Consider the following 14728-nt stretch of genomic DNA (forward strand, 5'->3'; position numbering starts at 1 on the left):
CTTTTTTTTGTCACAAATTCCTTTTCCTTGGTTCCAGATATTGTATGTTTTTACCCACCTGCTTAGCCGCTAATACCCAAATCTCTTCCTATTTTTGCTGATAGTTGACTTGTTCCTTTTACTAGTTTTATAGCTTCTAATTTAAACTCTGTTGTATATTCTCTTCTATTTGTCATATCAAACACCTCTTCGAAAAACGTCTTAACTTTCTGTCTACTTTTTCTTGGTAAGGTCAGAAATTTCTTTTCATTTCTTCTGTAAATTTTACTTGTGCGTACTAAATTGTGTGATATAAAGTCGAAGATGTTATTTTTTTGGATGAGTTATGTTAACAAGTACGGAATTTGAGAAATTGAAAGATGATCTACGCTTTGCAGTAAGGGAAGAGAGTTTTCAGGAAGTTAAAAAATATGTTAAAAAAGCAAGAATAGCAGAGGCTTATATTCTTAAATCCAATATTATTATTAACTCTAAAGATAAGAATGGTGACTCACCTTTATCGATTGCTGTTAATAAAAAAAATTTAAAAATAACGGAGTATTTGATTAAGAATGGTGCTAATGTTAACATTAAGGATTATTTTGACCTTTCCCCTATATATTATGCTGTCAGGCACTGCACTACAGAAATGATAGAGCTTCTAATCGATGAGGGGGCTAAAATTGGTGGCTATTTTTTATGTGCTGGAGAAGCGCGCACTCTTGTAGGTTGGGCTATATATGACAATAGTCTGGAAAAAGTGGAGGTCTTACTTAAGCGTGGTGCTAGTCCAAATAGCAAATTTGATCTTTATGATGATTCGCAAGATACATGTTTACATGCTGCTGTCCGAAAAAATTACTTAAAAATAGTTGAACTTCTTGTTAAATATCATGCTGATGTCAATGTTCAAAACGAACAGGGGAACACACCTATGCATTTGGCTATTAGTTCCCAACATCCTCAGATAATAAAACTGTTATACGATAATAATGCTGATATTAATATTAAAAATAAAGAAGGCACAACACCTTCAGACCTTGATAAATATTATTACGATAAGATAGTACAAGAAATTGCTGCGGAAAGTATAAATATCAATCCAGATGATGCTGCGCAATCTACATCTGTACCAAGCAGTGCTGTCAGATCTTCTTCTTTTATTAATAGTGCGGTTGGTCATTTGAAAGATTCAACTACTACTGTAGTCAATGGCTTATGCAAAAGCATTATTTCTGCACAGCAGCATGTTGCCTATTCAGCTGGAGGCTCGATTAGTTCTTCACAAGTTAATGGAACGGTTCTGCTAGTTGATGTAATAGTCAGGATGTTTACGGGAGAAAAAATATTCAGAGCTGATCCGTTTTTGACAAGAAGAGAAAGAGAGATTAGTGCTATAGAAAGAGACTTAAATGGGGCAATAAGTAAGTTTGAAAAACTCAATCAGTGTCCTGGAAGTTTGCTAAATAACGCAACAATATCTAAAAGCATAGATTACCAAAAATTCTTTAATAAATAAATGAAAAAATATTGTACCCTCTTACGTACCATAATGAATTAGCTTCTATTATATTTTAGGTGTAGTATTCCCACCTTTAAAACTTGTCAATCACTATTGTAGAAAAATCTTCTAACCTAAAAAGTAATTTCCTATAAAAGCCTCTTAAATAAGCTTAATATCAGATCTTTTGTCTACTTCTAAATTCTTACACAAGTAAATTATCATTAATTTAGCAAAACATATTATTAAGATCTCAAGTAAAACAACCATTTTCAGTGCCCAAAACCAAGGAACATGAGAAATAGTTTTTTTGGGATGAGTTGGTCTACCAAGTAATACATACGAATTTTTCTGTATAGTAATTTTACTATATTGCAAGACCAGCTATATTAGCCTACTTTTTCCACATTTAGATGCGAACCAATTTGCCTAACTTTGTTGTAAAAATCTCACGCTTTTATTTGCACAACCCTGCTTCTATTTAAGTTGTTCTCACAAACGTACGCACTATTTTTGTGTTTTTAGAAAAAGTAAACATTCAAGATTTTTATGACACTAATTTTTAGTATGTTTTTATTGACTTATTGTTTTAATTCCACAAGATGGTTAAAATAGTGTATAATTGGGGTTATTATGAAAAGAGTTAGTAATTTAATAAACAAAATAAGAGGTAAAAGGGATTCTTTACATCTAGTTGTTGAAGCAGGTAATAAAGAGGCGGTGGAGGTTTTATTGAACAAAGGAGCTATGGAAAGGCTCCTTTATATTATGCTGCTAGATCTGGTCGTAAAGAGATAGTAGATGTTTTATTGAACAACAGAGCCGATGTTAATATGGGTGCTGTTGATGTGATAGGTAGAACTGTAAATACTCCTTTGCATTTAGCTGCTGAATTTGGTCATAAAGAGGTGGCAGAAGTTTTATTGAACAACGGGGCTAATGTTAATATGACAGATGAAATTGAAAGGGCTCCTTTACATTATGCTGCTAAATTTGGTCATAAAGAGGTGGCAGAAGTTTTATTGAACAATGGGGCTAATGTTAATATGATAGATGAAACTGGAGGTACTCCTTTACATTGTGCTGCTAGATCTGGCTATGAAGGGGTGGCAGAAGTTTTATTGAACAACGGGGCTAATGTTAATATGATAGATAAAGCTGAAAAGACTCCTTTACATTATACTGCTGGATTTGGTCGTGAAAAGATGGCAGGAGTTTTTTTGAGTAACATTGACATAATGGATCTAAATAGACAGGCTCCTCCACATATAATAACAAGTTTAGGGGATATGTGTTCTTCGAATAATATTCTTTTTTTGAGGGGTATTCATAGTAATCCAGAAAGATTCCAAGGTCTAACAGAAGCTGAAGCAAGAAGTTTGTCCAAATTTCCAGAAGAGCTTACAGTTTTGTCAAGTGCTGGGTTTGATTTTACTAAATATGTATCAAATGTGGACAGTATAATCGAATTTTATATAGTGTATTCCCTTTTCAATACTTCTTCAGAAGGGTATCGCATACAACAGGATGTGTTAAAATTAATGGATCTCAATGTAAAATACATAATAGCATGCGATGTTATATTTGGATCTTATGAAATAAGAAAAAATTTAGAACAAAATTTGTCAACCATACGATTTGGATCTACCAAATATTATGAACGGGTCCTCAATTTTTGGAGTGCATTTGAAAAAAAGTTTAGGCCATTTCTTTTAGAGAGAGCTGAGGAAGCCATTCTAAAATTCCGTGGGCTTGAAGGAGTGAATTTAATCGCTCAGAGGATTCTTGAATATCTGAGTGATAAAGATATGAGAAGTTTAATAGGGGCAGCATTGACAGGCGGAGGTGTGGTAGAGGAAGCGTTGAAAGATATAAAAGATTCAAGAGAGAAAATAATAGTGAAACTTAAGAGGCCAGTAGAACAAAATATGGCAGCTTTGCATACAGGTGAGTATACGCCTCCTTATAGTGGTGAAGCGGTCTCTTTTAGTCGTGATGAGTCGTATGAAGAAGGTGCAGTGGCTTTGCCCTCATATTTTGATCAAATGAATATAGGAGCTTCAGGATCTGCAAGTCAAGTTGATAATCAGCCAGATTCAAGAATGAGTGATGTAAACACTGAAAACTTCAGAGTAGGAAGAGGTAGTAGTGTTGGTTGGCGGCCGTTTTAAACAGTCTTAGTTGATGATGAGGTAATTATAGTACGGTCAGATTAAAGAGGGATAAGAATCTTAGAGGTATAGCGGGTTTAAGGTATATATGTACAATAGTAAAAAATATGTTATGATAATCATTCATGGGTAGTTATGACTGATGGAGCAAATTTTAAACAAACGCATTCATTAGCTTATTCTGAGTTAAAATATCCAAAGGTTGATTATGATGCTCAGATGACTGCCTTCCTTTCTTTTTAAGGGAAGATTCACCTTTAGTAAAGAAAGAAATACCATTGAGGTAGTACAATGGTTTAGCAAAGCTAATGCGCCTTTTTTTGTAGCTGGTGCTCTTGCTTCTCTTATATTGCTTACATCTGGAGTTTTTACTGTAGCTCCTTATGTTGCGTTTTTAGCTTCAATTACAGCTTTAAATGTAGCCCTCCCCATTGCTTTGACTTTATTTGTACTTTCTGCAGTAGTAATTGCATTTTCATACAAAATAATTTGTCAGAATAAAAAGCTTGATGTTAAAGGAATAGAACTTAATAGATTAGCAAGGGAATACAATAAAAAATTTGAGAACTAAAATCAAAGATCTAGATGAGACAAAACGAAAATTGGAAGATGAGAAAATGATCTGGCTCAGAATGTAAAAAAATTAGAGAGTGAAAAAGTTAAGTTAACCTCAAGAAGTAAAGAGTTGGAAGTTCAAATTAAAAGGCTAAAAGCAAGAATCAGGATCTAAATTATCCACCAAAGCTCAGGGAAGTGACGATGGCTACTACAGCGGCATCAACTGCTTTTTCAAGTAGCCTTTCACCTATATCTACCCTTAACAGATCTATGAAACATTTAGAATTATATGCTTTACAATTAAAAATCTTGCTTTATTTTAGTAGTATTACAATATTTAGGAGGGGTTATGCATACATCTAATTTTACCACAGTAGAGCAGAGCTTGTATGATGAGGCCAAAGAGCTTGTTAGAAATAATAAAGCTAATTTAGATGCCACTGATAAAGACGGCAATACATTGTTACTAAAAGCAGCTATAAGTAATTCTTGGGATGTTGTAAAATTTCTCATGATAAAAGGGGCTAATATTGAAATCGCTAATAATGATGGCTGGACTTTGCTTCATTCATCTGCGCTTTCTGATAATCTAGAAATGCTAGAAATCTTATTTGGAGATAAGGCTCTTTGTATTTCACGTGAAGGTACTATTAAAGTAACACAAGAAAATTTTATTGAAGATAATAGCACAACTGTACAACCTTCTGCAGAAAATAATACACTATATATTACAACTGAAAGCAGTAATGAGGTTACACAAGATTCAATATCGGACTATGAAGTTGTTCAAACCTACTCAAGAAACAGCACTGGCATAGATAGTTCGTTGTGTTCAGAGGAGTACAAGAGTTACGATTGCAATGCTCTTTCTAATATCACTTCAGGAGTCTCTCGACCTTATCTAGAAAACAGTACTGAAGCATCATATTTCGCTGATGAAAATAGTACTGAAACTACAAATATTCCTGCAAATTATACTACTATAGATAATTTCTTGTTTAAAAACAGCAGCCAACTTTCCGTAGCACCAAGTGTTAATGTACTACATCCCATTACTATAAGTAACACTTGTTATGCTCCAGATCCGAATGTTGCTAATAAGGATAAATACACACCTTTGCATGTTGCTGCAGAAAGAAGCAGCTTAGAAGTTGTGGAATATCTAGTTGATAAAGGAGCAGATTTAAATGCTACTGCTATAGTGTGTTTTGGTTCTAACCCTAATTTAGGTGATAGTGTTTTAGGTTTAGTTACTGATTATTATACTCCTTTAAACTTTGCTGCTAGCCGCTGCGATGGACTGAATATAACAATGTATCTCGTACAGGAAAAAGGAGTTGATATTGATGTTAAATCTCTGAATTTGGCTGCTGAAGGTGGTCACTTGGAAACACTTCAATACCTTATAGGAGAAAGAGCTGATTTAGTAAATGCTACAGATAATTATGGTGATACTCCTTTGCATGCCGCTGTTTATGGTGGATTACATGTAGTGCAATACTTGAAAGAAAATGGAGCTGATATTGATGCTAAAAACAATCGTGGTCAGACGCCTCTGGAGGTGGCACTTGAACTTAATAAGTCGGATATAATACACTCTTTGAAAAATTTACAACATCATAGAGGAAAAAGGCACTTACAAGAACCTGTTTCTTTTGAGTCAAAAGGTGCTAGTCATAGTATTGAAAGTGATAATCCTGTAACAAAAAGTAATCAAGCCATAGATGGGACGCCTTTGTGGGTAAATGTGGTTACTCGTACTATAGTAGATACTATTAAAGGTGTTATCTTTTCTCCCATCAAGCCAGCTGTAGACACGAAGCATTCTCAATCTTCTAAGGCAACTCAATATACTGATATAAAAGATATCTCTGAACAGGAAGCGCTAGGTTACGCGGTCAATATTGTAGAAGGATTTAAGAAAGTAGTAGAGCAAGCTGCATTGAAAAATGGCATATCAATGCACCGGTTGAATATTGATTTTATAGAAATGCAAAAAGAGATTACTAGAAAAATTGTAGGCGGTAAATTTGATAGGATTTCAGAAGTTTTAAAATCACACATAGAGCAGGTATGTCCTGATAAGAAAGCGGGATGCTCTGGTAGATTAAGTCAGAAGAAATTTGATAAATTTATATCTGAATTTGATAATAAATTAGATGCAATGCTAAACCAATCGATACAACAAATATATAGAAATAGCATGCTAGGAGTTAAAGAACAACAAACAAGCTCAGAACCTAAAAGCTACTTAAATAATGTTTCTGTTCAAGGTCATTTAACTCAAGCTGAAAATCTAAGATTGGGGTAAAAGTTATTGCAAGTTGCATATAAGGTCATTTTTAATAAGTTAGTATTAGAGTAATTAATTTAGGTGGAAGTATGATAATTTATAAAGAAAAATTAGCATTTATAATAGTTGCTTTGCTGTTATCACAACAATCTTTTGCAAATGGAACAGAGGGGTTTTACTTTGGTGCTGGATACTCGGGTCAACTTCTTAGTAGAGCAGGTCCACTGGAAGTAAAAACTACAGATACAGTTATAAGTAATAAAAAATTAAGTGAATACGGAAGAGGCTATAGTCCGCTTATAGCATTTGGTTATGCAGGAGAACTTGATAATCACAACTATAGAGTTGAATTAGAGGGGATGTATTCCTCTGTAAAAGCAAATGATATTGGTTCAGAAGATGTCTCATATGGGAAATATTTTGGCGAAGGTGCAAATAGAAAAATCTATAGGTACAAGACTGAAGTTAATAATGAGCAAGTTGAAAACACATCTATAACAGCGAATATTTACTACTATTGGAAAAATCTTTTTTCTCCTTATGTTGGAATTGGGATCGGTGGAACAAGAATGAAGATGTTTGAAAAAGCACAAATAAGGCCTGCGTATCAGTTAAAAGCTGGTCTTGACTTTCAGATAACTGAAGGTGTCAATATGCATATCGGGTATAGACATTTTGGTGCTCTTAGCAATTATCTTACACTTGAAGCAGAAAGGTTTGGGGTAGAGGAGGAGGGTAGATCTGGAGGAGAAGAATTATCACACACCCTGGTCCGCAGGAAAGTGTGGCAAGAAGAGAAGATGTAGGTATAAGCAACAAGCTATTTTTTACACATGGTATAGAAATTGGTCTTACTTTACAAAAGGAAGCGTTTAAAACTAGAAATTGGAAAGCCAACGTTAAAGAAAAGTGAGTGTAGAAAAAAAGAAAGTATAAGTTCCATGAAAAATTCTAAAAAAGTGTTCAAAAAAACGTATGCGTCAAGTTAGGGGTGAGCTTAGGGAGGTTCATACCTTAAGCTTAGCTTCCTTTTATCAAATTATTCTTGAGAAAGGATTAAACTTTTTATGATGCTAGTTCTTAGTATATTTTGATTTTATCATAATTCAAAAAACGTTAGGGAGGTGTAGGTGAAAGTTATTAAAACAATAGTTAACAATACAAATCAAGGTAGTAAAGGGAATAGAAAACATCTGGTTTATTTTTTTGGATTAGGAGAATCTATAAAATATAATAATGAAAGTAGTGATTGGGGAAAGTGGGTATCAAACAAGAATATTGATATCCATTTATTTGATTACCATTATATGAACTTTTGTTACCCTGAGTATTTTCATGATACAAAATTCAGGCTAAAGCAAGTTTTAATTACTGTAGCCACTGTTTCAGTAATAGGTTTCTCAGGCTATTTTATCATTGCATCCCAAATGTTAATTTGGCTCAAATTGCCAGTTTTTATTGTGTTCTTAATACCGGCTATAATTGCAGCTGCTATCATGGTTTTTTACCCTATCACTGCATCACTCACTAAGTTTGTTACGAAAGGCAAGGATCCAATCAAAGCAGGAATGGCAATGGTTACAGGTTTACTTGAGAAAGGTGTACATCCGGATGATATTATTCTTATGGGGAATTCTTTAGGTGGGGGAATTGCTGCGGAGGTTTTAAAGAAGTTTGAAGAAGAAAATATTTTTTTTACTTTTATACACAGTAACTCCTATGATTCATGGATAAATGTACCAAAGTCTCAAAACTCTCTTGTTGGAGTGTTTTTTCGACGAACTGCAGTCATTACAGATGCGTTTTTTAGGTATTGCGGCGCTGATTATAAGCCAAATGAAATTATAAAGTCAACAAAAGCTCCTGTCTTGGCTGCAAATAGATGGGGTGACATGATTATAGATTCAGCAGCACAGTCAGTTCCCAATTTACGCAAATCTGAAGGCAATCATGAGAGTATAGGTAAGAACGGTTTCAAAGTGACAGCTATTCTCTTGCATCGTTACGGTGATGGGAAGTGTGAAACAATAAAAGATAGTATTCATGTGGATAAATTAACGCATATGCTTGTTGGTAATATGAGTTACCTGGAATCACAGGAAAGAGTCTTAAGAAGTAAGTCGCCATGTACATATGAAAAACTTCTAGGGGATTTTATTGACGAAGCACATACGTATTTAAAAGAAAATAAGTTAAACAATAGATTTAAATTAAATACTTTTCAGCATAGTAAATTGTACCAAGAGATAAAGAAAAATGCAGTGTTACTTATTGATCGTCCCAGTAGTAAACTCATTACCAATGATGAATCTTTGGAAACTGCTAGCTCTAGTATTAAGACTCCATAATAAGGCATGAGAAAATGATGCCATCACACTATTTTTTTTGAGGAAAGTAAAACTTTTGTAGTGCTAATTTATAGTATATTATTGTCTTGAAAATATATGTTAATATCAGCTTTGTGTAAAAGAAGTTAGTATAAGAATTTAAATTGGAGGTAGTATGTTTTTGCGTAATAGTGGTAAAGTAAATCGCTCAAGATCCAGAACTTTGGGTCTAGATGAAGAGGTAGGATCTAACGGAGTAGTTCAAAGGAATTGGGAAGGTTCAAGTGTGAAATTGGAGCCTCTGGATCAGAGTGTGGAACTGGAAGCTCCAGGCCCAGATGTGCAATTGGAACCTCTGGATCTGAGGGTAAAGTCACTTCCAGAAAATCCAGCTTGGCCTACCGATAGTTCGTATGAAGCACCTTGTACTCATGATCCTGCTCGCACACCTGGAGCCTACAGCTCAAAATATGGAAGTATGGCCCTTTTTCGTGATGACATAGTATCGGCTCCTTCAACTTCGAGTCATGCCTCTGGCCAGGGTTGCTCATGGTACTCTTCTGGCACTAGCATACTTGAAGCCGCTGTTCAAGATATAAGAGTAGCGCCCCCTTTTGCTCCTGTTCGTGAAGCTAATATTAATGAAAAAGATGGTAAAGGATTTGCTCCTTTGCATCATGCTGTTTCCAATTATCAACAAGAGCTGTTGGAAAATCTGTTGCAAGTAGATGGAGTTGATGTTAACATAAGGGATAATAAAGGGTGGGCTCCTTTGCATTATGCTGCTCACAAAATTAATTTGAGGGCAATTAACAGTTTATCAAAGCAAGGAGCAGATATTCACGCAAGAGATAATAAAGGACGTACCCCTTTGCACTATGCTGCTGAGTGTTGTTTTGCATCAATTAAAGCTCTATTAGATGGAGGAGCGAATATTCATGCAAAAGATAATGAAGGATGTACTCCTTTGCACGTTGCTGCTAGTTGGAATTCTAAAAAAGAAATTGAATTTTTATTAGAGAAAGGAGCAGCGATTGATGCGAGAGATAATGGAGAACGTGTTCCTTTGCATTTAGCTGCTGAAAAGGGTCGTCATGAAGCAGTCATGGCTCTACTAAACAGGGGAGCAGATGTCAATATACGAGATAGCATAGGATTTACTCCCTTGCATTATGCTGCTAGTCGGTATCATGTAGAAGTTGCTAAAATTCTATTAGAGGGAGGAGCAGATATCGATGCACAGGATAGTATAGAAGAACGTACCCCTTTGCATATTGCTGCTAGCAATGATTATCCAGAAATGGTGAAAGTTCTGTTAGAGAGAGGAGCAAATATTCGCACAGTGGATGGTAAAGGACGTACTCCTTTGCATTTGGCTCGGCCCTGTGAACATAGGGAAGCAGTCAATTTATTGCAGCGAGCTGCAATGCAAGGACCTAATGGCAACATGAATAATGTGAACGCGGAGAACTTATACGAACCAGGAATGGGTAGATGAAACTATTAAGCTGGTAGGCAGGATGTTTTTCTTGTTAATTTTGCTTATGTGTTAACTGCACAACTACTCAGGAGGAAAGCAAATAAAGAAAATTCATGCAGCAATAGGATGTCAATTTTAGTGAAGTTTATGGAAGTGTCAAGTTCAATGGAAGAAAAGAAAATATAAATTTTGGGTATATGTACTACTTAGCACTCTAAGTCATAATTGCAGGTTTATTCTATCAGGTAGGTTAAAAGAAAGTTTATGTAAACACCTGAATTTACTACAGAAACTCAAACATTGCAAAATAGTAAAAATATTATGTCAAAATTCACTTGACTCATATTATATATTGTACATAATACATCATCTATCTAGGCTAGGAGGCAGTATGGGTACAGAGTCAATAAGAATATGTTGTAAGCAAGAGCATAAGAGAGGAATAAGTACTGAGCCAGGACGGTCAAAAATTGAGTGTAATAGCGATGAAGAGTCAACTTTTGAAAATGACGTAGCAGATTTAGATGATTATAGTTTGTTTGCCCAAGGAATAAGTAATCGTCCGGAATGTTATGACCTTGATCAGAGACATGAAATTGGGAAGATTGCTGACACATGTGTAAAACATACATTGTCGTATCAAAGTGGAATTGATAATAGCTTAACTGATGATAGTGATTTATACTGGAAAAGAGATGGGCATTACTCTATTAGTCCAAGAGACTCTGCTTTAATTAAGCTAGATCTACCGCTGACTAAGAATGAGAAAAGTCTAGTTGATGAATTTTGTAAAGAGTTAAAAGATATAGTAGCAAAAGGCTATAGGGATAAGCATGAAAATTTTACAAACACTGATTTAGAACGTATAGAATGCATAACAAATAAATATTTGCAAAAAGGGATAAGGCTCAATTCAAAATGTAATGATGATGGATATACTATAACAAGTTTAATTTTTAAGGAAATAAGAAATATCCCTGATAGAATACGACAGCATAAGGGATTACCACCTTATGAGAATTTATCAGACGATAGTGAGACTATAACAAGTTTAGTTTCTAAGGGAATAAGAGGTATTCCTACCTACGAAGGTGTATCAGATGACAAAAATATAGGTGTTATACGCAATATCATGAATAATTTACTATTAAAAGGTGGAAGAGTAAAATGCAGTTCCTTTTACAACAATAGGTTATTGTATGCAACTTATGGGTTCAGTTATGAGATTTTTGCAGAACGTGAAGAAATCGATAACAAGCTAAAAAGCGTAGCATATGAAGGTATTATAAACAGTAGTGCCAAAGGCAAAGCTTTACACACAGAGATGGATAATAGATATTTTTATATAAAATATTCGCAAGATAGCACTGTTGAGGCTGCAAAAGTTATAAATAATCCAAAAGTGAAAGATTTAAGTTTTAGACACCATATATTTCATATTGGAGAGAGTATAGTAAGAGTTGAAAATGTAGGAGGAAAAAGAAATTATACAGATGTCTTAGGAGGTGGCATTGAAATGTCCTTTATCACTGAAGTAGGCAAGATTAGTATTCATCTATGTCCTAGTGCTGAATATAGTAATATAATAGAAGTAAAGCTTGATGGAGAGAGCCAGGAAAAATTTGACAAATTAAAAGGTCAATCAAGTTTAGGGGAAAATTGCCTTTTAGGAGGAAAAAGCATTCTACAAGCTGTAAAAGATGGAAATTTTGAAAGAAATGTATCTATAGAGTCAAGTGAAACTATTAAGCAATTAGATTGTGTAGTAAAGGAATCAGATGCTCCGTTTACTCTTATGAGGCCAATTGATAGTTTAGACCAGCTGCAAAATTCGAAAGAAATAGTAGTGTGTTCATAAAGTCAACTAAAATTATTAAACAAAAAGAAGGTTTTGGCGGGGTAAAAAAAATTGATGTATTTTCAAAGCAAGGAGAAATAGCATGAGGATTTAGAAAAGTTCAGTTAATAATTAAAAGATCATTTTAAAGAAATTATTTTCCTTTCTTGATATTTATTCCTTTTTAAACATAGCCTTTCGTGTTGGATTCAGAAAAGACTGGCTGCTCCACACTTTCTACTTTTTCGAGTTTTGATTGAATTGACTTTTGTGATGTCTACAGAATTTCCTTTATCAGACCAACTACATGATTCAGCGGAAGAAGGGCTGTCAGGAACATTAGGCTCTTACGCAATAATTTTGAAGCTCTGGAATCGTTTCACATGTAAGTTTAAGATTATCACTATTTTCGTTATATAATTCAGCCTTTAACACTGATTTACCTCAATTTTTAAAGTATTAGTTTTCTGGCACATACTCTTTCTGTTGCTTTTGTAAATTAAGATCGTAAAACTTCTGCATCTGCTCACTCCACAGCATCGGTATTTCTTTCAAATCAACCAACTTCAAACCCCTTGGCTGTCTTCCATTTACTATGTCTTCTTTGATCTTCGGCGCTAAATAATTTAACCTTAAAATTTGTTGCACACGTCTTGTACCTATATTAATTTTGGCACTCAGCTCTTTCACACTTGAATATTTTCCCTCTTCTAGTTGCCGTTTCCACAAATGAGCTCTTACCACTGCTTTCAGTAGTACATTATTTGTTTTACCTTCTGGCTCTACTACTGTGCATTTATTTCCCTTCTTCTTTGTTGGTATAAATTTTTCCTCTGATTCAGAATGCACCTCTATTCCATCTTCTCTTACCATTACTCCCTTTATTAACTTTTTCACTACTTCTTTCTGTTTTCCAAAACTTAAATTTTTCCATTCTTCTGCTTTTTCTCCCCATTTTTCATATAGCTGCTCTGCTTTCTTCATTACTTCTTTTTCTACTTCTCCTGCTACTATTGTTCGATTTATTGATTCACAATTTTTTCCTCTTAAATGGTTATTACATATATAATATCGGTACCTTTTATTCTCTTTTTTTGAGTATGTCAGCGTCATATTTACATCACAGCTCTTACATTTAATTATTCCCCTAAGCAGTGCTTCCTCGTATTTCGCCTTTCTATATGGTTGATTCTTTATCAATTCCTGTGCTTTTTGCCATTTTTCCTCTTCTATTATTGCTTCATGTTTTCCTTCATACTCTTTCTCATAATGCCTAATTTTTCCCACATATATTGGATTTGTTATTATTCTCCTCACCGTTGCCTTTTTAAAGATATCTGATTTTCCTTTCGTCCAGTACCCTTGGCTATTTAACTCCCTTGCCAACTCTGCCATTGACTTTAGCTCCAAATATCTTTCAAATATATGCTTCACTGTCTTTGCTTCTTTTTCATTTATTATTAATTCTTTATCTTTTACATCATACCCAAGCGGTAAAGTTCCTCCCATCCATAATCCTTGTTCTTTTGATGTTGCTATTTTGTTTTTTACTCTCTCCACTATCATTTCTCTTTCTAGTTGCGCTGCCCCTGATAATACCGTTTGTACGAACTTTCCCATTGGCGTATTATTGTCAAATATCTGCGTTACTGCTACAAAATTTACTCGGTGCCTTCTAAAAAATGATGTCACTTCTATGCTGTCTTTTGTTTCTCTTGATAGCCTATCCAGAGTATATACTACTACGCAATCTATTTCTCCTGCCTTTACATCTTTAAACAATTCCTTTATCGCTGGTCTTTCTAAGTTTTTTCCTGAGAACCCTCCATCGTCGTACTTTTTTGCCAATGCTACCCACCCTTCTCGGCTTTTTATATACTTCTCACATGCTACTCGCTGCGCATCAAGACTATTAAACTTTTGTTCTAGTCCATCCTCATTTGATTTTCTTGTATATATCGCGCATCTTACCTCTTTTAGCATCCTTTCTCCTTTTCTCTCATCCCAAATAGGAGCGGTCCATTATAACTCATTCCCATTATTTTCCCTGCTACTGCTGACAATGACGTGTAAAACTCTTCTCTGTAGATTAAACCTTTATCTGTTACCATTACCGCATGCGTCTCTTCACCTCTCTCTAATATTAGCTCTGTTCCTGCTACTGGCAATTTGTCACTACTTATTCTCTTTCCCTTCTCTAGCCGATCTGCCAGATACTCTAGTCTTTTTATCCCCTTTCTTGACATCTCTCCATACGCTTTTTCCTGCATTCTATAAGCTAATCTCGGTATCAGATATTTTCTCGTATTTTTCGGCGCTTCTTTCCTATATACCTTTTTCCATATTTTTTTTAGTTCTTCTAATGTTTTTTTCTCCAAACCTTTTACTTTTCTTTCTATTTCTTTTTCCATACATTCCTTCTTCTATACTCGATAAAAACTCTCTTTTCTTACTTACAGCCCTTTTATCTTCTTTTTTACATTTCTTAGCTCTTTTTCCACTTCCATCACTGCTTCCTGTACCAATGGGTCTTTATCCAATTTTTTCCTTATTTCCTCTGACCTCCTTTCTCCTTTTTCTTC

Annotated in this window: 12 protein-coding genes; 10 read left to right on the plus strand and 2 right to left on the minus strand. The window is 34.6% G+C overall.

Going from position 1 to position 14728, the window contains the following annotated elements; translation table 11 throughout:
* The first annotated feature begins 325 nt into the window (after positions 1-325).
* The 10 genes from ABLO99_RS04455 to ABLO99_RS04500 all read left to right on the plus strand — a co-directional run bounded on the left by ABLO99_RS04455 (position 326) and on the right by ABLO99_RS04500 (position 12167).
* Positions 326-1498, plus strand: a complete 1173-nt coding sequence (locus tag ABLO99_RS04455) for an ankyrin repeat domain-containing protein (protein ID WP_047759650.1) — start codon at positions 326-328, stop codon at positions 1496-1498.
* A 615-nt stretch (positions 1499-2113) separates the two neighbouring features.
* Entirely contained in the window at positions 2114-2278 is a 165-nt protein-coding gene (locus tag ABLO99_RS04460; protein WP_349966888.1) for a hypothetical protein, read from the plus strand.
* On the plus strand, positions 2212-3651 hold the full coding sequence (locus ABLO99_RS04465; RefSeq protein ID WP_349968471.1) for an ankyrin repeat domain-containing protein: 1440 nt from the start codon (positions 2212-2214) through the stop codon (positions 3649-3651). Before ABLO99_RS04460 ends, ABLO99_RS04465 begins: the two co-directional genes overlap by 67 nt.
* 349 nt (positions 3652-4000) lie before the next feature.
* Positions 4001-4222, plus strand: coding sequence for a hypothetical protein (locus ABLO99_RS04470; RefSeq protein ID WP_047759687.1), 222 nt, complete (start codon positions 4001-4003; stop codon positions 4220-4222).
* A gap of 336 nt (positions 4223-4558) precedes the next feature.
* A complete protein-coding gene (locus ABLO99_RS04475) occupies positions 4559-6520 on the plus strand; it encodes an ankyrin repeat domain-containing protein (RefSeq protein ID WP_153295690.1) in 1962 nt (653 codons plus the stop codon).
* 71 nt (positions 6521-6591) lie between these two features.
* On the plus strand, positions 6592-7308 hold the full coding sequence (locus ABLO99_RS04480) for a P44/Msp2 family outer membrane protein (RefSeq protein WP_349966891.1): 717 nt from the start codon (positions 6592-6594) through the stop codon (positions 7306-7308).
* Positions 7287-7415 (plus strand): hypothetical protein, encoded by a 129-nt coding sequence (locus tag ABLO99_RS04485; protein ID WP_349966893.1) that lies wholly within the window; start codon positions 7287-7289, stop codon positions 7413-7415. The genes ABLO99_RS04480 and ABLO99_RS04485 overlap by 22 nt, the downstream gene beginning before the upstream one ends.
* Before the next feature lie 217 nt (positions 7416-7632).
* Positions 7633-8850 (plus strand): hypothetical protein, encoded by a 1218-nt coding sequence (locus ABLO99_RS04490; protein ID WP_349966895.1) that lies wholly within the window; start codon positions 7633-7635, stop codon positions 8848-8850.
* Between the two features lie 154 nt (positions 8851-9004).
* Positions 9005-10327, plus strand: coding sequence for an ankyrin repeat domain-containing protein (locus ABLO99_RS04495; RefSeq protein ID WP_153295692.1), 1323 nt, complete (start codon positions 9005-9007; stop codon positions 10325-10327).
* Between the two features lie 373 nt (positions 10328-10700).
* The gene (locus tag ABLO99_RS04500) at positions 10701-12167 is read left to right on the plus strand and encodes a hypothetical protein (RefSeq protein WP_349966897.1); all 1467 of its coding nucleotides are present in this window, start codon (positions 10701-10703) and stop codon (positions 12165-12167) included.
* A 438-nt stretch (positions 12168-12605) separates the two neighbouring features.
* Here ABLO99_RS04500 and ABLO99_RS04505 read toward each other — a convergent pair whose 3' ends face one another.
* The gene (locus ABLO99_RS04505; RefSeq protein ID WP_349966899.1) at positions 12606-14129 is read right to left on the minus strand and encodes a recombinase family protein; all 1524 of its coding nucleotides are present in this window, start codon (positions 14127-14129) and stop codon (positions 12606-12608) included.
* Complete coding sequence (locus tag ABLO99_RS04510; protein ID WP_349966901.1) at positions 14123-14557, minus strand: DUF2924 domain-containing protein; 435 nt, start codon at positions 14555-14557, stop codon at positions 14123-14125. Before ABLO99_RS04510 ends, ABLO99_RS04505 begins: the two co-directional genes overlap by 7 nt.
* Between the last annotated feature and the right edge of the window lie 171 nt (positions 14558-14728).

The organism is Wolbachia endosymbiont of Armadillidium arcangelii, assembly GCF_040207875.1.
GTDB lineage: Bacteria > Pseudomonadota > Alphaproteobacteria > Rickettsiales > Anaplasmataceae > Wolbachia.

Excerpts from the sequence above, each read along its gene's own strand:
- ABLO99_RS04455 (WP_047759650.1), top strand. The coding sequence starts at position 326 with ATGTTAACAAGTACGGAATTTGAGAAATTGAAAGATGATCTACGCTTT.
- ABLO99_RS04460 (WP_349966888.1), top strand. The coding sequence starts at position 2,114 with ATGAAAAGAGTTAGTAATTTAATAAACAAAATAAGAGGTAAAAGGGAT.
- ABLO99_RS04475 (WP_153295690.1), top strand. The coding sequence starts at position 4,559 with ATGCATACATCTAATTTTACCACAGTAGAGCAGAGCTTGTATGATGAG.
- ABLO99_RS04480 (WP_349966891.1), top strand. The coding sequence starts at position 6,592 with ATGATAATTTATAAAGAAAAATTAGCATTTATAATAGTTGCTTTGCTG.
- ABLO99_RS04495 (WP_153295692.1), top strand. The coding sequence starts at position 9,005 with ATGTTTTTGCGTAATAGTGGTAAAGTAAATCGCTCAAGATCCAGAACT.
- ABLO99_RS04500 (WP_349966897.1), top strand. The coding sequence starts at position 10,701 with ATGGGTACAGAGTCAATAAGAATATGTTGTAAGCAAGAGCATAAGAGA.
- ABLO99_RS04505 (WP_349966899.1), bottom strand. The coding sequence starts at position 14,129 with ATGCTAAAAGAGGTAAGATGCGCGATATATACAAGAAAATCAAATGAG.
- ABLO99_RS04510 (WP_349966901.1), bottom strand. The coding sequence starts at position 14,557 with ATGGAAAAAGAAATAGAAAGAAAAGTAAAAGGTTTGGAGAAAAAAACA.